Source organism: Alcaligenes phenolicus, from assembly GCF_032063905.1.
In the GTDB taxonomy this organism is placed as follows: domain Bacteria; phylum Pseudomonadota; class Gammaproteobacteria; order Burkholderiales; family Burkholderiaceae_B; genus Alcaligenes; species Alcaligenes phenolicus.
On the sequence record NZ_DAMBOE010000001.1, the window covers coordinates 597,712 to 618,272 of the forward strand.

A 20,561-nucleotide genomic window follows, 5' to 3' on the forward strand; every position below is an offset into this window, starting at 1 on the left:
GCAGGGCAGGAGTACACCATGACAGCAATTAAAGAACAGGTTGGCCGCGATGCCATCGAGCATGCAAGTATTGACGAAATCCGCAACTTGCAGCTGGAGCGTCTGAAATGGACGCTAAAGCATGCTTACGAGAATGTGCCGCACTATCGGCAGAAATTTGATGAAGCGGGCGTGCACCCCGACGATTTGAAGCAGTTGTCGGACATTTCCAAGTTCCCCTTCACGACCAAGCAGGACCTGCGTGACAACTACCCCTTCAAGATGTTTGCGGTTCCCCGTGAGCAGGTAGCACGCGTGCACGCTTCCAGTGGTACCACGGGCAAGCCCACCGTGGTGGGCTACACCGCCAATGACATTTCCACCTGGGCCGATCTGTTTGCCCGTTCCATGTGGGCCGCCGGTGCCCGCCCCGGTGATATTGCCCATGTGGCTTACGGCTACGGCCTGTTCACCGGCGGTCTGGGTGCGCACTACGGTGCCGAGCGCCTGGGTTGTACCGTGGTTCCCATGTCTGGTGGCCAGACTGAAAAACAAGTTCAGCTGATTCAGGATTTCCGTCCCGACGTGATTCTGGTTACCCCTTCGTACTTCTGCAATATCGTCGAAGAGATTGAGCGTCAGGGGATGGACCCACGCGATACTTCCTTGCGTATCGGTATTTTTGGTGCCGAGCCCTGGACAGGCCAGATGCGTCTGGATATTGAGCAGCGCGCCGGCATCGACGCCGTGGACATCTACGGTCTGTCCGAAGTGATGGGCCCTGGCGTGGCCATGGAGTGTGTGGAAAGCAAGGACGGCCCAGTGGTGTGGGAAGACCATTTCTACCCGGAAATCATCAACCCTGAAACCGGCGAGCCTGTGGCCGAGGGTGAAAGCGGTGAACTGGTCTTTACCTCGCTGAGCAAGGAAGCCATGCCCGTCATTCGCTACCGCACTCGCGACCTGACACAACTGTTGCCGCCCACTTCGCGCAGCATGCGCCGTATTGGCAAGATTACGGGCCGCAGCGACGATATGGTCATTGTGCGTGGCGTGAACCTGTTCCCGACCCAGGTCGAAGAACTGGTTCTGAAGATGCCCGAGCTGGCCGCCCAGTATCAGTTGGTATTGAGCCGTAACGGCAATATGGACGAACTGGAAATTCTGGTTGAAGTGCGTCCCGAGTTCAATCACTTGAACGATGCCGAGCGTGAGCAAATGGCCCGCCGTCTGAGTCACTCCATCAAGACTTTTATCGGTGTCAGTGCACGAATTCGTGTGCAGTCCTCCGGCATGGTCGAGCGTACCGTGACGGGCAAGGCCAAACGTGTGATCGACAAGCGCGCGTTCTAAGTCTGGCGGATTGACGCCAAAAAAACGGCTCTGCTCTGGCAGGGCCGTTTTTGTATTCCGCGCTCTCACGGTATCATTGCAAGCTGGTAGGCGGCCCAGGCCGCTTTTGCAGTATTTTTTCTGATGACATCATGCCCCCAATACCGTCCGGTTTGATTGCCGGCATCGGCACCGACCTGATCCGTATCGAGCGGATCGAGCGCGCCTTGGCTCGTCATGGTGATCGCTTTGTAAAGCGCATTCTGGGCGAGCAGGAGCGAGAGGTCTATGCCCGCCGTCAGGCACGCGACCCGGTGCGCGGCCTGCGCTATCTGGCCACCCGTTTCGCAGCCAAGGAAGCCTTTTCCAAAGCGGTGGGGCTGGGCATGCGCATGCCTATGGCCTGGTCGCGCATGCAAACCTTGAATGCGCCTGGTGGCCGCCCGGTAGTGCGCCTGTCTGCTGATTTGCAAGACTGGTTTGACGCCCGCTTCGGGGCCGTTCATATTTCCCTGACAGATGAATCCGATATGGCCATGGCCTTTGTGGTGCTGGAAGCCAAAGCGCCTGCCATTTCTTCCTTATCCTTAGCTGAGTCTGATACTAAATGAGTTCTTCCTCGCAAGCAGTACTGCCTCCGGGCCCGGTCATGGTGGACGTGCAGGGCATGGTCCTGACGGATCAGGAGCGTGAGCGCCTGCGTCACCCACTGGTCGGTGGTGTGATCCTGTTCAGCCGCAACTTTGAAAACCGTGCTCAGCTGACCGCTCTGTGCCAGTCCATTCACGAAGCGCGGGATGAGCCCTTGCTGATCGCCGTGGACCACGAGGGGGGCCGGGTACAGCGTTTCCGCGAGGATGGCTTTACCACGCTGCCCGCCATGAGCCAGTTGGGGCAACTGTGGACGCGCGATGCGGTCAAGGCCGCTGCTGTTGCCGCCGATACGGGCTATGTGCTGGCGGCCGAGTTGCGCGCTTGCGGTGTGGACATGAGCTTTACGCCGGTACTGGACCTGGACTGGGGTGTCAGCAAGGTGATTGGGGATCGTTCCTTCCACCGTAATCCCCGTGCTGTCTCCATGTTGGCCGCTGGCTTGATCCGTGGTTTGAACAAGGCCGGTATGGCTGCCTGCGGCAAGCACTTTCCTGGTCATGGCGGCGTAGAGGCAGATTCGCATCACGAGATTCCCGTTGATGATCGTACGCTGGAAGAGATTCTGGACGAGGATGCTGCTCCTTACGGCTGGCTGGGCACCTTGCAGCTACCTTCGGTGATGCCTGCACACGTGATTTATTCCAAAGTAGACCCGCTGCCAGCCGGCTTTTCGCCATACTGGATTCAGCGTGTGCTGCGCAAGGCCCTGGCTTATGACGGCGTGATTTTTTCCGACGACCTGACCATGGAAGGCGCCACTGTCGTGGGCGATATCCTGGCACGTGCTCAGGCTGCCTTGGGTGCCGGTTGCGACATGGTGCTGGTATGCAATCGTCCTGATCTGGCCGACGACTTGCTCTCGCGCCTGGATTTCACGATTTCCGAGGAATCGCAAAACCGCATCCGTCGTTTGATGCCGACGACGCCAGCCCTGGATTGGGACGCTTTGCAAGCGGATGAACACTATCAATATGCCCGCGGACTTCAATCTAAAATCCTATCTGTCTGATTTGCCGAATCTGCCGGGCGTGTACCGGCACATCGACGAACAGGGCGAGGTACTGTATGTGGGCAAGGCGCGTGATCTCAAGCGCCGTGTCAGCTCGTACTTCCAGAAAACGCTGAGCAGTCCCCGTATTGCCCATATGGTGGCGCGCGTCGCGCGCATCGAGGTCACCGTCACCCGCAGCGAGGCCGAGGCCTTGCTGCTGGAAAACAATCTCATCAAGCGTCTGCGACCGCGCTACAACATTCTTTTCCGGGACGACAAGTCCTACCCCTACCTGATGATCAGCGCCCACCAGGCGCCTCGTATTGCCTACTACCGGGGCAGTACCAGCGGAAAGGGGCATTTCTTCGGTCCTTATCCCAACTCCTGGGCGGTGCGTGAAACCATTCAGATCCTGCAACGGGTGTTCCGTTTGCGGACCTGTGAGGACAGTGTCTACGCTAACCGTAGTCGTCCCTGTTTGCTGCATCAGATCGGGCGCTGTTCGGCACCCTGTGTGAACCTGATCTCGCCCGAGCAGTATCAACTGGATGTGCAGCGCGCCATCAGCTTTCTGGACGGCAATACCTCTGAAATCCTGGGCGAGCTGCAAGAGCGCATGATGCAGGCCTCGGACTCGCTGGATTTCGAGCAGGCAGCGATTTTGCGCGACCAGATGAAAGCCTTGTCCGCCGTATTGCAACAGCAAAGCATGGAGCAGGTGGGCAAGGAAGATGTGGACATTATTGTGGTGCTGAACGCCGGTGGTAAGTTCTGTGTGAACCTGGCCATGGTGCGCGGTGGCCGTCACCTGGGCGACCGCGCGTTCTTCCCCACACAAATCAACGATGACACTCCCAGTGATGTGCTGGCGGCATTTATCGCCCAGCACTATCTGGAGCGCCGCATGCCGCCGGTTCTGGTCTGTTCGCACGCTTTGCCCGATGCGGACCTGATGCCGCTGCTGGCCGAGCAAACTGGCGTGAAGGCGCGCGTTGTGGTGCGTCCGCAAGGGGTGCGCAAGATCTGGCTGGAGCAGGCTACCAAGAATGCCGGCCTGGCACTGGCCCGAGTATTGAGCGAATCTACCGCCCGTGCCGATCGAACCCGAGCCCTGGCTGAAGCGCTGCAGCTGGACCTGGATGAGGCCCAGCTCGATACCCTGCACATTGAATGTTTCGATATCAGCCATACGGCAGGGGAGGCCACTCAAGCCTCCTGTGTGGTTTATAAACACCACGAGATGCAGAATTCGCTTTATCGCCGCTACAACATTGCAGGCATCACGCCGGGTGACGATTATGCGGCCATGCGCCAGGTGCTGAACCGACGTTTCTCGCGGGTTGCCGAAGGTTTGGCACCTTTGCCCGACATTGTTTTGATTGATGGCGGCAAGGGCCAGGTGGAGATCGCGCGCCAGGTTTTTGTAGAACTGGGCCTGGATATTCATGTTCTGGTCGGCGTTGCCAAGGGTGAAAAGCGTAAAGTAGGTCTGGAAACCCTGGTATTTGCCGATGATCGCCCGCCTGTGGCGTTGGGTGTGGAGTCTGCGGCCTTGATGCTGGTCGCTCAGGTGCGTGATGAAGCGCACCGTTTTGCCATTACGGGCATGCGTGCCCAACGTGCCAAAACGCGTAATGTGTCACGCCTGGAAGATATTGACGGGATTGGCGCCAAACGGCGTCAGCGTCTGCTGGCTCGCTTTGGTGGTTTCAGCGGGGTCGCCGATGCAAGTATTGATGAGCTTAGTGCGGTTGATGGAATATCCACTGAACTGGCCGAACGCATTTATCATGCTTTACGATAGGCGAGAGCCTTTGTTTTAAATTAGGTTGGTATCCAAGCTATGCCTTTTAATCTGCCCATAGCCCTGACGTGGCTTCGCATCGTTCTGATCCCTTTGATCGTCGCCCTGTTTTATCTGCCAGCGGATTGGCTGAGCATGGAAACACGCGATCTGTGGGCCGCTTCGGTGTTTATCGTGGCCGCCGCTACGGACTGGTTTGACGGCTGGCTGGCTCGCCGCTGGAACCAGACGTCCTCCTTCGGCGCCTTTCTGGACCCGGTTGCGGACAAGCTCATGGTCAGCGCCGCCTTGCTGGTCTTGCTGGATCTGGGTCGTGTGGATGCCTTTATCGCGCTGATTATTATTGGCCGCGAAATCACCATTTCGGCATTGCGGGAATGGATGGCCAAGATTGGTGCCAGTGGTAGTGTGGCTGTTCACCGCTTGGGTAAATTCAAAACTGCGGCGCAAATGGTTGCCATTCCTTGTCTGCTGTACTGGTCGCCTGTTATGGGTTTGCCGACACGGATCATTGGGCAAGCCCTGATTATTGTCGCCGCAGTCCTGACGGTCTGGTCCATGTGCTACTACTTGCAGAAGGCCTGGCCGGAAATCAAGAAAAAGCAACTCTGAGACAAATGGCTAATTCATCAACAAGGACGCTGGACGGGGCGGGGCCCGACGGTTCGCAGGACTGGCGGGTTATTGGTGTCATCGGTATTGCACACGCCAGTTCGCACTTCTTTCAGCTGATTCTGCCCACACTGTATATCTCCCTGGGCCAGGAATTCGGTTACGACTTCCTGACCTTGGGCGGTCTGGTAACCACCTTTTATCTGGTGTCCTGTTTTGGGCAGGCTTCTTCCGGTTTTCTGGTTGACCGCATCGGCGCCTTGCCGGTCCTGAAGGTGGGCCTGTCCTGTTTTGTGGTAGCGGCCTTGCTGATCGGTACGGCCAATGGCTATGGCATGTTGCTGGCGGCGGCCTTGATCGGTGGCGTGGGCAATGCCGTGTTTCATCCGGTGGATTACTCCATCCTGAATCATCGTGTCAGCCCGGCTCGTTTGGGCCACGCTTTTAGCGCACACGGTTTGACTGGGAATCTGGGCTGGGCCCTGACGCCGGTCTTTATCACCACGCTGACTATTTATTTTAACTGGCGTGTTGCCGTGCTGTCGGCGGCAGCCCTGATTGCGGCTATTCTGGTGCTGGTCTTGATCAACCGGGATGCCTTGGCGGGACGTACAGCCTCGGGAACAGCGCCTGCACGTCCACAGAGCAAAGAATCGGTTTGGACGACGCTATCTACCTTGCTGTCGCGTCCTTCCTTGTGGGGGGCTTTCCTGTTCTTCGCCTTTGCTACGGCAGCGATGGCCGTGGTGCAGAATTACACCATTCCTATGCTGCATAACACCTATGACATTGATAAGGTAACGGCGGGTACGGCCTTGTCCGGTTTCATGCTGGCTTCGGCAGCGGGCATGTTTGTGGGTGGCTTTATTGCTTCCACGACACCACGTTCGGAGTTGATTGTGTTTGTGTCCCTGTGCGTATCGGGTGCTTTGTTGCTGGTACTGGGGGCAGGTTGGGTTATGCCTTCGCTGGCCTTGTTCGTGGTGGGCGCGGCTGGCTTTTGCTCGGGTATTGCCTCGCCATCGCGGGACATGCTGATACGTCGTGTCACTCCCAAAGGGTCTACCGGCGCAGTGTACGGGCTGGTGTACTCGGGCATGGACGTAGGTTCTTCCCTGGCACCAGTGGGCTTTGGTTTGCTGCTGGACGTGGGTTTGACCCAGGCTCCCTGGTATGGTGCCGCCATCGGGTATTGGACCGCGGCCGGTTTGGCTGTGTATGTGGCCTCTACAGTAAGCCGCGCGACCAAGTCCTGATCTGCTTGCTGCTCTCCAAGGCCTCTTCGCACGGCCATAAAAGAAAACCCCAAAAAACTATCAAGGTTTTGGGGTTTTTTCTTGCCTTACCTTAAAGCTGGTCTCTTGTAGCCGTGAACCCGGAAAAGCACATTGGCTCTTCCGATTCAAGCCTTTCTATATAGCTATATAGAGATCACTGACGCGCCAGACGTGGTTCTTCTACGTTATCAGCATGGCTGCTGCGCCAGGGGTTGATATCTAGGCCCCCACGGCGGGTGTAGCGTGCATACACCAGCAAACGCTCAGGCTGGCAGCTTTGCTGAATATCGCTGTAGAGACGTTCCACGCAATGTTCATGGAACTCGGTGTGACGGCGCAGTGAGACGACATAGCGCAGCAAGGAAGCGGGATCAATCTGTGGGCCGGTATAGCGTACTTGCACACTGCCCCAGTCGGGTTGACCGGTAACGGGGCAATTGGACTTGAGCAAATCAGAGACCAGAGACTCGGTCACGATGGGGGCGTCTGGCAAGCATTGCAGCAAGCCGCTTTGTGGGGTGTAGTCTTGAATGCTGATGTCCAGCTCATCAATGCAGTGGCCTTCCAACTGGCTGATAGGCTGACCGTTCAAGGCCTTGAGCGGAATCAGCGTCACATTGACAGCGGCACCGGCAACCGCGCTCAAGTCTTGCTCCATGCGCTGTACAAGGCTGGCCATATCTTCCACCACTTCATCATTAAACGAGTTCAGATAAAGCTTGAAGGATTTGGACTCGATGATGCGTGGGCTATTCCAGGGAATAACAAAGCGCGCCAGGGCGACGACAGGTTTGCCTTTGGGATTGAGCCAGGAGATCTCGTAACCGTTCCAGATATCGGCGCCATACCATTGCTCGGGAACCTGAAGCGCCTGGCGGTTCAGGGAGCGCTCAATACCGAACAGGACACTGGGATCGTACTGTGTGGGATAAACCACATCGTGCCCAAGAGGCGAGTCTTTAAGAGGGGAGTTGTTGCTCATTGACGGGTGCTGCAGAAATAAAACGGGAAACCGGTGCAGCGAGCAGGCGCTCACCGGGCGGTATAAAGGCGATTATCCCACATTGTGAAATCCTTGTCTCAGTATGCAAAAAACCGCTTGCGCGCCGCACAGTTTTTCATTTCATAAACAGGTAAGTAATTTCATATCTCGAAATTAATTATGTATCTATATGATTTTTAAAAGAAAAATATTTACTCTTATATAAGATAGAAAACATGGATGCGGTGCAGCATTTGGGTAGACTGTAGTCATCTTGTTCACTGTTAAATCCATCTTAGGAGTTCACCATGAATGCTCGAGAAACTGAGATCCGCAATTTGCAAAAACGCTGGGCAGAAGACCCACGCTGGCAAGGTATCAAGCGTGGTTACACCGCTGAGGAAGTGATTCGTTTGCGTGGTTCTCTGGTCGAGGAGCACACTCTGGCTCGCCGTGGTGCTGAGCGTCTGTGGCAGTCCATCAATCAGGAACCCTTTGTGAACGCACTGGGCGCCCTGACGGGTAACCAGGCCATGCAACAGGTCAAGGCCGGTTTGAAAGCGATTTACCTGTCGGGTTGGCAAGTGGCTGGCGACGCTAACAGCGCTGGCGAAATGTACCCTGACCAGTCGCTGTACCCCGTCAACTCGGTGCCATCCGTGGTGCGTCGCATCAACAACTCCCTGGCCCGCTGTGATCAGATCCAGTGGATGGAAGGGGTGAACCCGGGTGACGAAGGCTACGTGGATTACTTCGCTCCTATCGTGGCCGACGCGGAAGCCGGTTTCGGTGGCGTGCTGAACGCATTTGAATTGATGAAGGCCATGATTGTGGCTGGCGCTGCTGGCGTTCACTTCGAGGACCAGCTGGCTTCGGCCAAGAAGTGTGGTCACTTGGGTGGCAAAGTGCTGGTGCCAACTCGTGAGGCCATCTCCAAGCTGGTGGCTGCTCGTCTGGCTGCTGACGTTCTGGACGTTCCCACCATTCTGGTTGCCCGCACGGATGCGGATGCAGCGGACCTGATCACCAGCGATGTGGACGAGTACGATCGCCCCTTCATTCTGGATGAGCGTACGGTGGAAGGTTTCTACCGCACCCGTGCCGGTCTGGATCAAGCCATTGCCCGTGGTCTGGCCTACGCTCCTTACGCCGACCTGGTCTGGTGCGAAACCTCCACACCGGATCTGGAGTACGCCCGCCGCTTTGCGGAAGCCATCCACCGTCAGTTCCCTGGCAAGCTGCTGTCCTACAACTGCTCGCCATCGTTCAACTGGAAGAAGAACCTGGACGACGCCACGATTGCCAAGTTCCAGCGCGAGCTGGGTGCCATGGGCTACAAGTTCCAGTTCATCACTCTGGCTGGTTTCCACGCACTGAACTACGGCATGTTCGAGCTGGCCCACGGCTACGCCCGCAACCAGATGAGCGCCTTCGTTCAACTGCAGGAAAAAGAGTTCGCCGCTGCACCCCTGGGCTTTACCGCTGTGAAACACCAGCGCGAAGTGGGTACAGGCTACTTTGATGCTGTCACTCAGACAGTTGAAGCCGGTAAGTCCTCGACGACCGCACTGGCCGGCTCCACAGAAGCCGAGCAGTTTGCGCCCTCCGAGGCATAAGCAGGACAGGGAAGGGTAGATAGCCCCTTCTCTGGTTGCAGGCAGCCCACCGTACGCTCCAGTCGGTGGGCTGCTTTTTTATTTGCACACTTTTTTGCTTAAAAGCTACATATTTCAAATATCAAATTTGAAGGCTTGATATTTGGTGGCAGCTGTTTTGAACAGACTTTGAAAGTATGGAAAAAGGGAGCGGAAACAGGCCCGAAAAGGCTTGCAAAGCGGGTGGCCAGACCTGCCTGTTCTTGAGTTCAAGACGCACGTTTCCATGGATTGATTTGCATTCACAGAGCTACATTATTTCGTCATGAAAAGTCATGATAATCAAGGCATTCTCATAGGGAAAAGGCGTGGTAGACTTTGGCCGCGCAAGGGACGCATAAATAGTGCTGAATCCTTGTCCTGTCTTGCGGATGGGAATAAAAAAAAGGCTGCCAATAAGCAGCCTTGAAAGCATTGAACAGTTAGCGCCGCGTTGGGGGGGTAACGGCCTGAACAAGATGCATAAGGACAACGATATAGGATCGAAGCAAAGTCGTATTGATTTAAATCAAGAATGAAGAAATATCAGTGGCTTATAGTCCTTCCATGCGCGCATATTCGATTTTTTCTCTTCCAAAGCCCCTCACCGATGAGCAGCGGTCGCGTCGGCGACACACATTAGCCCGTTTGGGCCTGTCCTGGCTGGCTGCCATGCAGGTGATGATGTTTGCTTTCCCCGGCTATATGCGCTCTTTCAGCACCCGTGCTGAAGACATTGAATCTCTCTCGCAAGTCATTGTGCTGATGAACTGGGCGGGTCTGTGCTTGACCATGCCTGTCGTGCTGTACTGTGCCTGGCCCATCCTGAAAGGGGCAGTCAAAAGCTTGTCCGAAGGTCGTGTAGGCATGGATGTGCCGGTGGCCTTGGGTATTGTGGGTGCCTTCCTGCCTAGCGTCTACAACACCTGGACTCAGCAGGGTGAGGTGTACTACGACTCGGTCACGATGTTCGTGGCCTTTTTGCTGACCGCCCGTTATCTGGAGCTTTGCGCGCGCCAGTCGGTGACACAGTCCGCATCACATGACCTGATCGAACGCTTTCGCCAGTCCGTGACAGGTCATGCCAATACTCTGGCATTCTGGTTCGTCAGCATTCAGCTGGTATTGGCCGCCGCCTTTGGTCTGGTCTGGTACTGGATGGACCCTTCGCATGTCGTTCCCGTTGTGGTTGCCATGCTGGTCATGAGCTGTCCCTGTGCCATGTCCATGTCGGTTCCTTCGGCCGTTGCCTCCGCGCATGCCGGCTTGCTGGCCCGACCTGCCAAGAATGAATTTGAAGTGGTACAACTGACCCAGCAAACCGGCCGCATCGCCCGTCAAAACCTGTACGGTTCGATTGTCTGGCACTTGCTCATGACTCCATTGGCGGCCTTGGGCATTGTGGCCCCCTGGCTGGCCGCCGTCAGCATGCTGGTGTCCTCTTTGGCCGTGGCGGCCAACTCCTGGCGCATCTATCGCAGCCGCACCCGCGAGGTGCCGGCTCAGTGGACCGGTCCAGCAGCAAGGCAGGGCTGATATGTTTGGCTCTTTGCTGGTCCTGATCCCCATCTCCATTTTTCTGGTCATTGTTATCGGTGTCTCTTTCTGGTGGGCCATTTTTGCTGGCCAGTTTGAAGATACGGGCAATGCGGCTGATTCCATCTTGCTGGACGACGACTCCACAGCGGGTTTGTCGGGAGCAGAGCGTCCACCCGATTCCTGATACCTTCCAATTTTTTTGTTTTTTAGCCCTGCAAATGGTCGGCGACACACAGTCTGCGGGGCGGAAACACGCGCGAGCGCGTGCTTTCCGAAGTTTTTTGATAAGCATCAAGTAGCAGATTACCGACTTGCTGGATGATGTAGCTTGTTGTCGCTTGTATTAACAATGTTTGTTTAGGGGAAGCAAATGGGCACTTCCGATGCAGTCGGAAATAACGCCGAAGTCTTCAATTACGGGATTGTGAGGCAGTTCGCCATCATGACCGTATTTTGGGGCGTCATCGGCATGGCAATAGGCCTTTTTATTGCCTTGCAGTTGATTTGGCCAGAACTCAATTTCGACACACCGTGGCTTAGTTTTGGACGTCTGCGTCCACTGCATACGAACGCTGTGATTTTTGCCTTTGGTGGCACCGGCTTGTTCGCGACATCCTACTATGTCGTGCAGCGTACCTGTCAGGCCCGTTTGTTCTGCGACAAGCTGGCAGCCTTTACCTTCTGGGGCTGGCAAGCCGTGCTGGTGGCCGCGGTCATTACCCTGCCTATGGGTTACACCAGCTCCAAAGAGTACGCCGAACTGGAGTGGCCGATTGACATCCTGATCACGCTGGTCTGGGTGGCTTACGCCATTGTGTTCTTTGGCACGATCGTCAAGCGCCGTGTGCGTCACATTTATGTGGCCAACTGGTTCTTTGGCTCCTACATCGTTACCATCGCTGTACTGCACATTTTCAACAACCTGGAACTGCCAGTCAGCTTCATGAAGTCCTACTCGGCCTACGCTGGTGTGCAGGATGCCATGGTGCAGTGGTGGTACGGTCATAACGCCGTGGGCTTTTTCCTGACCACGTCCTTCCTGGGCATGATGTATTACTTCATCCCCAAACAGGCCAACCGCCCCATCTACTCCTACCGTTTGTCCATCGTCCACTTCTGGGCTCTGGGCTTTACGTACATGTGGGCAGGTCCCCACCACTTGCTGTACACCTCCTTGCCAGACTGGACTCAGTCCTTGGGCATGACTTTCTCCCTGATTCTGCTGGCTCCCTCCTGGGGCGGCATGATCAACGGCATCATGACCTTGTCGGGTGCCTGGCACAAGCTGCGTACTGACGCGATCCTGAAGTTCATGGTTGTGGCTCTGTCCTTCTACGGTATGTCTACCTTTGAAGGTTCCATGATGGCTATCCGTACGGTGAACGCGCTGTCGCACTACACCGACTGGACCATTGGTCACGTGCACTCCGGTGCGCTGGGCTGGGTTGCCATGATTACCTTCGGTTCCCTGTACTACCTGATCCCACGTCTGTACGGCCGTACTGAAATGGCTCGTCCTCGTCTGATCGATCTGCACTTCTGGCTGGCTACCCTGGGCGTGGTGCTGTATATCGCTGCGATGTGGATTGCCGGTGTGATGCAAGGTCTGATGTGGCGTGCTACCGGTGTTGATGGCACCTTGACCTACAGCTTTGTGGAAGTTGTGAAAGCGACTTACCCCTTCTACGCAATCCGTGCTCTGGGCGGCGCTTTCTTTGTGGCCGGTATCTTGCTGATGTCCTGGAACGTGTTCCTGACCATCCGTGCAGGCGAGAAAGGCATCAACCCTGTTGTGCCCCTCAAGAACCCAGACGCCCGCGATCCAGCCCTGGTGGGTCCAACCCCTGTGCTGGCCTAAGGAGTAAATCATGGCTAATGACACTAAAAAGCGCTTTTCACACGCCACGATCGAGAAAAACACCGGGTTGTTGATCATCCTGAGTATCTTGGTGATCTCTTTCGCAGGTCTGGTTCAGATTGTGCCCTTGTTCTTTCAACACTCGACGACTCAGCCAACTGAAGGCATCGAGCCGTACGAGCCCTTGCGACTGATGGGGCGTGACATCTACATCCGTGAAGGTTGTGTGGGCTGTCACTCGCAGCAGATTCGTATGTTGCAGTCCGAAGTGCAGCGTTATGGTCCTTACTCGCTGGCTGGGGAGTCTGTTTATGACTACCCCTTCCTGTGGGGTTCCAAGCGTACTGGTCCTGACCTGGCCCGTGTTGGTCAGCGCTACAGCGACGAATGGCACCGCATTCACCTGCGCAACCCACGTAACGTGGTGAAAGAGTCCAATATGCCCGCCTACCCATGGCTGCAGAAAAACTCGGTCGAAGGTGAAAACATTCAGGATCGCATGAAGGTATTGCGTACGCTGGGTGTGCCTTACACGCAGGAACAAATTGATGCTGCTCCTCAGGAGCTGGTAGGCAAGACCGAAGAAGATGCGGTGGTTGCTTACTTGCAGGGCCTGGGCGTGGCCAGTCGCGACGCAGCTGCTAGGGCTGTGGAGCAGGGGAGCCACTAAATGCTAGCCATCATCAACGGTGTTATGACTGCTTTGGCGATGGCGACCTTCATTGGCATTTGCTGGTGGGCGTTCTCTCGGGGACGCCGCCAGGCCAACGAAGAAGCAGCGCTTCTGCCTTTCGCCTTGCCCGACGAGGGATGCAACGATAAAAACCCTGGGGGTTCCGAATGAGTGACTTTTTTAATAATGGCTGGAGCCTCTGGATTTCCGGCATCGCCTTGCTAGGCATCATATTTTGTTTGTGGCTGTTGTTTACCCAGCGTGCATTTCTGGGCAAGACAGTCGATGTGGAAGAAACCGGCCACGTCTGGGATGGTGACCTGACCGAGCTGAACACTCCAGTACCTCGCTGGTGGACCGTGATGTACATCGGTTTGTGTGTGTTTGCCTTGGGTTACCTGGTGCTATATCCCGGCCTGGGAAGTTTCAAGGGCACATTGGGTTTTAGTTCCGGCCAACAGGTCAAGCAGCAACAGGCCGAGATCAATGCTCGCCTGGAGCCTGTGTACGCCCGTTACCGAGAAATGCCTATTGAAGAGATCGCTCGCGATCCGGAAGCTCGCGAAATTGGTCAGCGCCTGTTTCTGAACAACTGCGCCCAGTGTCACGGCTCCGATGCACAAGGTGCTCCCAGCTTCCCTAACCTGGCCAACAAAGCCTGGTTGTGGGGTGGCGAGCCCGAGCAGATTCTGCACACCATTACCGAAGGCCGTACCGGGATGATGCCGCCACAAGCGCAATTCACCCCCGCTCAAGCCTCCGATGTGGCTCAGTATGTGCGTTCCTTGTCCGGTCTGGCTGCAGATCCTCTGCGTCTGGTGGCTGGTAAACGTGTCTATGACAGCGCATGTTTTGCCTGTCACGGTGCGGATGCCAAGGGCAACACGCTGTTGGGCGCTCCTGATCTGACGGACGATTACTGGTTGTATGGCAGCTCCGAAGCCACCATCGTTCAGACCGTCCTGCAGGGTCGTACCAACCAGATGCCGGCTCAGAAAGCCACTCTGACTCCTGAGCAGATTCGTTTGCTGGCGGGTTGGGTCTGGGGCTTGTCGAACAATGCCGAGCCTGCCCAGGCTAACTAATGTGTTTTAAATTGATCTGACGCCTTCAGGACTTGCAATGAGTAGTGATTCTTCCCAACCCAGCGCTGATAACGCGCAGGGAACTGTGCCCAAGTGGCAACCTCCACGTAACACCAAGGGAGCGGGTGGAACCTCTCCGCAAGTCGAGAAGGCGCTGGTCGATGTACGCAGCAAAATCTATCCACGATCCGTCAAGGGCGTGTTCGCCCGCTGGCGGATCTGGATGGTGTATTTCACGCAGATCATTTTCTATGGTCTGCCCTGGTTGGAATGGCATGGCCGTCAGGCAGTGCTGTTTGATCTGCTGGAACGCAAGTTCTACATCTTTGGCATGATTTTGTGGCCCCAGGACGTTATTTACCTGACGGTGCTGCTCCTGATATCTGCCTTCTCCTTATTCCTTTTCACCGCCATGGCCGGACGCTTGTTCTGTGGCTATGCCTGTCCGCAGACGGTCTACACCGAGATCTTCATGTGGGTCGAGCGCAAGGTGGAAGGGGACCGTCTGGCGCGTATCCGCTTGGATGAGCAAGCCTGGAACGCCCGCAAATTACGTCTCAAAGCAACCAAGCACTTCCTGTGGATCGTGATTGCTTTGTGGACCGGCTTTACCTTTATCGGCTACTTCGCTCCTATCCGCGAACTGGGTGGCGAGCTGATCGCCCTGTCCCTGGGCCCTTGGCAGTGGTTCTGGCTCTTGTTCTACGCCTTTGCCACCTGGGGTAACGCAGGTTTCATGCGCGAAGCCGTCTGTAAGTACATGTGCCCCTACGCACGTTTCCAAAGTGCCATGGTGGACAGCGATACCTTTGTGGTGACCTACGACTTTGTGCGTGGTGAAACCCGCGGTGGTCGATCTCGCAAGATTGACCATAAAGAAGCCGGTATGGGCGACTGTGTGGACTGCAGCCTCTGTGTTCAGGTCTGTCCGACCGGTATTGATATTCGTGATGGCCTGCAATACATGTGTATTGGCTGTGGCGCCTGTGTGGACGTCTGTGACCAGGTCATGGACAAGATGGGCTATGAGAAGGGCCTGATCCGCTACACCTCGGAGCGCGCCATTAAAGAGCGCATGACGCAATCGCAGGTGCGGCGTCGCATGCTGCGCCCGCGCGTGCTGTCTTATATCCTGATTCTGGCCGTCATTTGCGGTGCCTTCGTCTACACCTTGGCAACCCGTACTCCGATGCGTGTGGACGTGATTCGTGATCGTGGTGCTCTGGGCCGTGAAGTGCCCGGCGGCATGATCGAAAACGTGTTCCGTTTGCAAGTCATCAATACCTCGGAAGAGGCGATGGAGTTGCAGTTGTCCGTAACGGGTCTGGAAGGCGCACGCATTCACTTGACCGAGAACGGCCAGGATCACATTCATGTGGCCCCTGCAGGCAATAGATTATTGCCTGTCGTGGTGCAAGTCCCAATTAGTAGTGCCAAGCCAGGCCTGTATGATATTTCCATCCAGGCAGTCGGCGAGCATGAAGGGGGCCGCAAGACCTACGTGAATGAACGCAGTAGTTTTTATATTCCTCAGTAACTTTATAAAGAGCAAAACATGGACGAATCAAAGGACAGTGGACCCTGGTGGCGTGAGCCGTGGCCCTGGTTGTTGATGGCCGGCCCGGCTCTGGCTATCGTGGGCTGCGTCATTACAATTGTGCTGGCGTTCCAGAACTTCAGTAATCAGGGAGTGACGGACGGCGGCGTCAAGCAAGGTCTGGTCGTTACCAAAGGCGAGCCTGCCCGCGAGCAGCGCTAAAAGTAGTTGATACACCGTTACGCTAGGGTTGAGAGAAGTATGTTTCCGTTCAAGAAGGGGGTACGAATGACCATCCGATCGTTGATGTGGATACTGTGGCCTTCATTCCTGGTCGCTGGGGTACTGAGTGCAATTGTGTTTGCTTTGGTAGACCCGTTGGACATCGTTGTACTTGGACATATGCAAGTAGATCGACTGACCTTTTATACGGTGGCGTTTTTTCTGTTCTGGGTGGCCGCTGCGGTGGCTTGTACGCTTAGCCTGTATATGTCCTCTGGTTCGCCAGCGGTACTGGCTGAACCGGCAGATAGTCTGGACTGATTTCGACAAGCGCCAAAAGACAAAAAAGCACATGCAAATTGCATGTGCTTTTTTTTTGGGTGCGCCTGGCACTGGGGAGTGATGCAGCAGGCCGTAGATGCGTTCAGAGCCCTGCTTGAGGTCCAGGCAAGACCAAGTGAAAGGCAAGCGTCAGCCAGGGGCTTTAATCGCACTCCGTGCCTGCCAGAGTGCGCAGGGCGGCCAGATCCAGCAAGTGGACTTCACGCTGGGAGATTTTCAGCAGGCCTTCACGCGCAAAACGCGAGAACAGGCGGCTGACCGTTTCCAGTGTCAGGCCCAGGAAGTTGCCGATTTCTTCGCGGCTCATGCGCAGAATGAATTCGTAAGGGGAGTAGCCAAGTAGCGACAGGCGCTGGGACAGGTTCAGCAAGAAGGCGGCCAGGCGCTGCTCGGAACGCAGTCCGGCCAAGGTCATCATCAGTTGATGGGCGCGGTTGATTTCCTTGCTCATCAAGCGACGGAATTGTTGTTGCAAGATAGGCAGTTGGGCGGACAGGCGGTCCAGATCATCAAGGCGGATCACACAGACTTCGCTGTCTTCCAGGGCGATGGCATGGGAGACATGGCGGTTTTCAACCAGGCTATCCATGCCAAGGATTTCTCCTGGTAATAAAAAGCCCGTAATCTGGATGTGGCCGGTGGAATCTTCCAGCTGCATCTTGATCGAACCAGAGCGCAGACCATAGATTCCTTCGACTGAGTCGGCCAGTCGAAACAGCACGCCGCCCTTGGGGATGCGGATGCGCTCCTTGACTAATTCGTCCAACCGCTCCATTTCATGCTTAGGCATCCCAAGAGGTAGACATACCTCATTGAGCATACAGCTGGAGCAGCGTATGGAGTCAGCGGTAACCGAGATACGTTTTTGCATAAGGAATAATGTCAGATGGCGAAACGCTAAATCTTTGAGTCAAATCAAGTGTAATTGTAGCTTTTTATTGGTTGGTATTCCCGCTAATCCTTAATATGTTTAGTTCTTAAGGGCCGCGCCATGCGGGAAGCGGCTGCCCATGCCGGGTACAGCGCGGTCAGACTGCTCTTGCCAAGTTGTTGTTTAAAAGCGATCCGAACACTTGAATACTTGGTTTTTGTCCTTATCTTCAATTCATCCTGTTATTTGTTGCGAGATCTGGGCGAGCAGTATTTAGTAACTGTTTGCTTTAGCTTATCGCATATTTTCTCAAGTGAAAATTCTATGCGAATCGATAAATTGACAACGAAGTTTCAACAGGCTCTAGCCGATGCGCAGAGCCTGGCTGTTCGCGAAGACAACCCCTATCTGGAACCCGCCCACGTACTGGTCGCCTTGCTGGCCGATGCTGATTCAGGTACTGGCAGCTTGCTGGCTCGTGCGGGCGTAGCCATTCCCCGTCTGGAAAATGAGCTTAACCGCCTGATCTCCAATCTGCCCAAGGTACAAGGGGCGGAAGGTCAGCAACAGCTCAGTTCGGCTCTGCAAGCCGCTTTGGCCAAAACCGACAAGGAAGCTGCCCAGCGCGGTGATACCTATATCGCCAGTGAGTTGTTCCTGCTGGCCCTGGCTGACGACAAAGGCGAAACCGGTCGTGCCTTGCGCGATGCCGGCTTGCAGCGCCGTGCCTTGGAAGCGGCCATCGAGGCCGTGCGCGGTGGTGCCAATGTGAATGACGCCGACGGTGATAGCAATCGTGAGGCGCTGGACAAGTACACCACTGACCTGACCGAGCGTGCCCGTCTGGGCAAGCTGGATCCGGTGATTGGCCGTGACGACGAAATTCGTCGCACTATCCAGATTCTGCAGCGTCGCACCAAGAACAACCCCGTGTTGATTGGTGAGCCTGGTGTGGGTAAGACCGCCATTGTGGAAGGCTTGGCGCAGCGTATCGTGAACAATGAAGTGCCCGAAACCCTGAAGGGCAAGCGTGTACTGGTGCTGGACCTGGCTGCCTTGCTGGCGGGTGCCAAGTACCGTGGTGAGTTTGAAGAGCGTCTGAAAGCCGTCTTGAAAGAGCTGTCCAAGGACGATGGCAAAACCATTGTCTTTATTGACGAGTTGCACACCATGGTGGGCGCCGGTAAGGCCGAAGGTGCCATGGATGCCGGCAATATGCTCAAACCCGCCTTGTCGCGCGGCGAGCTGCACTGCATCGGCGCTACTACGCTGAATGAGTATCGCCAGTACATCGAGAAAGACGCGGCTCTGGAGCGTCGTTTCCAGAAAGTGCTGGTTAATGAACCGGACATGGAGTCCACCATTGCGATTCTGCGCGGTTTGCAGGAGCGCTACGAGCTGCACCACGGTGTTGCGATTACTGACCCGGCCATTGTGGCTGCGGCCGAGCTATCGCAGCGTTACATTACGGACCGTTTCCTGCCCGATAAGGCCATTGACCTGATCGACGAGGCCGCTGCCCGTATCCGTATGGAGATCGACTCCAAGCCCGAGGTCATGGACAAGCTGGATCGCCGCATCATTCAGTTGAAGATCGAGCGTGAAGCGGTCATCAAGGACACGGACGAAGCCTCTCAGCGCCGTTTGCAGGCCATCAATGACGAGATGGAAAAGCTGCAGCGGGAGTACAACGACTACGAAGAGATCTGGAAAGCCGAAAAAGCGGCGGTCCAGGGCTCGCAAGTCGTTAAAGAGGAAATCGAGAAGGTTCGTGCCGAAATGGCCGAGCTGCAACGCAAGGGCCAGTTCGACAAGTTGGCCGAGCTGCAATACGGCAAGCTGCCCGAACTGGAAGAGCGCCTGAAAGCGGCTGAAGCCAATATGGACAAGGCTGATCAGGACAAGCCTCGCTTGTTGCGTACACAGGTCGGAGCAGAGGAAATTGCGGAAGTGGTTTCGCGCGCAACCGGTATTCCTGTGTCCAAAATGATGCAGGGCGAGCGTGAAAAACTCTTGCAGATGGAAGACTACTTGCACAAGCGCGTGGTCGGCCAAGGTGAAGCCGTACGTTTGGTGTCGGATGCAATCCGTCGCTCGCGTGCGGGTCTGTCTGATCCGTCCCGCCCTTATGGTTCCTTCCTGTTCCTGGGACCAACCGGGGTGGGTAAGACCGAACTGACCAAGGCATTGGCCAACTTCCTCTTTGATTCCGAGGATCACATGATTCGTATCGACATGAGCGAATTCATGGAGAAGCACTCGGTGGCTCGTTTGATCGGGGCGCCTCCCGGCTATGTGGGCTATGAAGAGGGCGGTTACCTGACCGAGGCCGTGCGTCGCAAACCTTATTCGGTGATTTTGCTGGATGAGGTCGAGAAAGCACACCCCGACGTCTTTAACGTGCTCTTGCAGGTGCTGGACGATGGCCGTTTGACCGATGGTCAGGGCCGTACGGTGGACTTCCGCAATACGGTGATCATCATGACCTCGAACCTGGGTTCGCAACATATCCAGCGTTTGTCGGGTGAGCCTTACGATGTGATCAAGGAAGTGGTGTGGGAAGAAGTGAAACAGCATTTCCGCCCCGAGTTCCTGAACCGTATCGACGAAGTAGTGGTATTCCACGGTCTGGAAGCAGAACACATCGAGTCCATTGCTCGTATCCAGCTTGAACGTCTGGATCAGCGTCTGGCTCAACGTGACATGCATCTGGAAGTCAGCGAGGCTGCTTTGGCGCAGTTGGCCAAGGCCGGGTTTGACCCTGTGTTTGGTGCACGTCCTTTGAAACGTGCTATTCAGCAGCACATTGAAAACCCGGTGGCACGCTTGATTCTGGAAGGCCGCTTTGGTCCTAAAGATGTGGTGCCTGTGGACTGGAAGGACGGTGAGTTTACGTTCACCCGCAGTATCCAGTAACAAGCAGGCTCTGATTACTGCTGTGCTGGTGAGAGTTAATCGGTATGACTGACCAGCACATGCAGTAAACCTTAGTTGAAACGGCAGTAAAAAAGCGCCTTGGGCAACCAAGGCGCTTTTTCTTTGGTTCGACGGAATGTTTCAAGCTTGGGTTGGTTTACTTCTGAACTTTGCCACCCACTTGGGTTTTGGCGAAGACCAAGCTGTTCAGAAACTTGGTATGGCTCAGCCATGCACTGTTCGTATAAGGGGA

19 protein-coding genes are annotated in these 20,561 nt (G+C 55.6%); 17 read left to right on the plus strand and 2 right to left on the minus strand.

The features are described from left to right. The first annotated feature begins 18 nt into the window (after positions 1-18). From paaK to U2949_RS02790, 6 genes are all read left to right on the plus strand, one after another. Positions 19-1,332, plus strand: a complete 1,314-nt coding sequence (paaK, locus tag U2949_RS02765; RefSeq protein ID WP_026482951.1) for a phenylacetate--CoA ligase PaaK — start codon at positions 19-21, stop codon at positions 1,330-1,332. Positions 1,333-1,463: 131 nt separating this feature from the next. Next, positions 1,464-1,922 (plus strand): holo-ACP synthase, encoded by a 459-nt coding sequence (gene acpS, locus U2949_RS02770; RefSeq protein ID WP_257722742.1) that lies wholly within the window; start codon positions 1,464-1,466, stop codon positions 1,920-1,922. Then, the gene (gene nagZ / locus U2949_RS02775) at positions 1,919-2,974 is read left to right on the plus strand and encodes a beta-N-acetylhexosaminidase (RefSeq protein ID WP_035272713.1); all 1,056 of its coding nucleotides are present in this window, start codon (positions 1,919-1,921) and stop codon (positions 2,972-2,974) included. The genes acpS and nagZ overlap by 4 nt, the downstream gene beginning before the upstream one ends. Then, positions 2,937-4,760, plus strand: a complete 1,824-nt coding sequence (gene uvrC / locus U2949_RS02780) for an excinuclease ABC subunit UvrC (RefSeq protein ID WP_026482948.1) — start codon at positions 2,937-2,939, stop codon at positions 4,758-4,760. Before nagZ ends, uvrC begins: the two co-directional genes overlap by 38 nt. A gap of 39 nt (positions 4,761-4,799) precedes the next feature. After that, positions 4,800-5,372, plus strand: coding sequence for a CDP-diacylglycerol--glycerol-3-phosphate 3-phosphatidyltransferase (gene pgsA, locus U2949_RS02785; RefSeq protein WP_026482947.1), 573 nt, complete (start codon positions 4,800-4,802; stop codon positions 5,370-5,372). Positions 5,373-5,377: 5 nt separating this feature from the next. Then, positions 5,378-6,628 carry an MFS transporter gene (locus U2949_RS02790; RefSeq protein WP_051316228.1) on the plus strand — a complete coding sequence of 417 codons (1,251 nt, stop codon included), beginning with the start codon at positions 5,378-5,380 and terminating at the stop codon, positions 6,626-6,628. A gap of 175 nt (positions 6,629-6,803) precedes the next feature. Here U2949_RS02790 and queF read toward each other — a convergent pair whose 3' ends face one another. Beyond that, the gene (queF, locus tag U2949_RS02795) at positions 6,804-7,631 is read right to left on the minus strand and encodes an NADPH-dependent 7-cyano-7-deazaguanine reductase QueF (RefSeq protein ID WP_321286042.1); all 828 of its coding nucleotides are present in this window, start codon (positions 7,629-7,631) and stop codon (positions 6,804-6,806) included. A gap of 308 nt (positions 7,632-7,939) precedes the next feature. Here queF and aceA point away from each other — a divergent pair, with 308 nt between their 5' ends. From aceA to U2949_RS02845, 10 genes are all read left to right on the plus strand, one after another. Beyond that, a complete protein-coding gene (gene aceA, locus U2949_RS02800; protein WP_009455950.1) occupies positions 7,940-9,247 on the plus strand; it encodes an isocitrate lyase in 1,308 nt (435 codons plus the stop codon). A 585-nt stretch (positions 9,248-9,832) separates the two neighbouring features. Further along, positions 9,833-10,801, plus strand: a complete 969-nt coding sequence (locus U2949_RS02805; RefSeq protein ID WP_051316227.1) for a hypothetical protein — start codon at positions 9,833-9,835, stop codon at positions 10,799-10,801. Position 10,802: 1 nt separating this feature from the next. Further along, the gene (gene ccoS, locus U2949_RS02810; protein WP_009455947.1) at positions 10,803-10,988 is read left to right on the plus strand and encodes a cbb3-type cytochrome oxidase assembly protein CcoS; all 186 of its coding nucleotides are present in this window, start codon (positions 10,803-10,805) and stop codon (positions 10,986-10,988) included. A gap of 186 nt (positions 10,989-11,174) precedes the next feature. Beyond that, positions 11,175-12,662, plus strand: a complete 1,488-nt coding sequence (ccoN, locus tag U2949_RS02815; RefSeq protein WP_021446465.1) for a cytochrome-c oxidase, cbb3-type subunit I — start codon at positions 11,175-11,177, stop codon at positions 12,660-12,662. A 10-nt stretch (positions 12,663-12,672) separates the two neighbouring features. Continuing rightward, the gene (gene ccoO / locus U2949_RS02820; RefSeq protein ID WP_009455946.1) at positions 12,673-13,332 is read left to right on the plus strand and encodes a cytochrome-c oxidase, cbb3-type subunit II; all 660 of its coding nucleotides are present in this window, start codon (positions 12,673-12,675) and stop codon (positions 13,330-13,332) included. Beyond that, positions 13,333-13,506 (plus strand): CcoQ/FixQ family Cbb3-type cytochrome c oxidase assembly chaperone, encoded by a 174-nt coding sequence (locus U2949_RS02825; protein ID WP_026482944.1) that lies wholly within the window; start codon positions 13,333-13,335, stop codon positions 13,504-13,506. It begins immediately after the preceding gene. Further along, positions 13,503-14,420 carry a cytochrome-c oxidase, cbb3-type subunit III gene (gene ccoP, locus U2949_RS02830; protein WP_026482943.1) on the plus strand — a complete coding sequence of 306 codons (918 nt, stop codon included), beginning with the start codon at positions 13,503-13,505 and terminating at the stop codon, positions 14,418-14,420. Before U2949_RS02825 ends, ccoP begins: the two co-directional genes overlap by 4 nt. A gap of 37 nt (positions 14,421-14,457) precedes the next feature. Beyond that, positions 14,458-15,957, plus strand: coding sequence for a cytochrome c oxidase accessory protein CcoG (gene ccoG, locus U2949_RS02835; protein WP_026482942.1), 1,500 nt, complete (start codon positions 14,458-14,460; stop codon positions 15,955-15,957). Positions 15,958-15,975: 18 nt separating this feature from the next. Beyond that, positions 15,976-16,179: a FixH family protein gene (locus U2949_RS02840; protein ID WP_009455940.1), complete on the plus strand. Its 204-nt coding sequence runs from the start codon at positions 15,976-15,978 to the stop codon at positions 16,177-16,179. A 66-nt stretch (positions 16,180-16,245) separates the two neighbouring features. After that, entirely contained in the window at positions 16,246-16,500 is a 255-nt protein-coding gene (locus U2949_RS02845) for a hypothetical protein (protein ID WP_022983138.1), read from the plus strand. A gap of 163 nt (positions 16,501-16,663) precedes the next feature. Here U2949_RS02845 and U2949_RS02850 read toward each other — a convergent pair whose 3' ends face one another. Continuing rightward, positions 16,664-17,392, minus strand: a complete 729-nt coding sequence (locus U2949_RS02850; RefSeq protein WP_009455938.1) for a helix-turn-helix domain-containing protein — start codon at positions 17,390-17,392, stop codon at positions 16,664-16,666. Between the two features lie 324 nt (positions 17,393-17,716). On the opposite strand from U2949_RS02850, the gene clpB reads away from it, so the two are divergent. Next, positions 17,717-20,308, plus strand: coding sequence for an ATP-dependent chaperone ClpB (gene clpB, locus U2949_RS02855; RefSeq protein ID WP_026483518.1), 2,592 nt, complete (start codon positions 17,717-17,719; stop codon positions 20,306-20,308). Positions 20,309-20,561 lie beyond the last annotated feature (253 nt).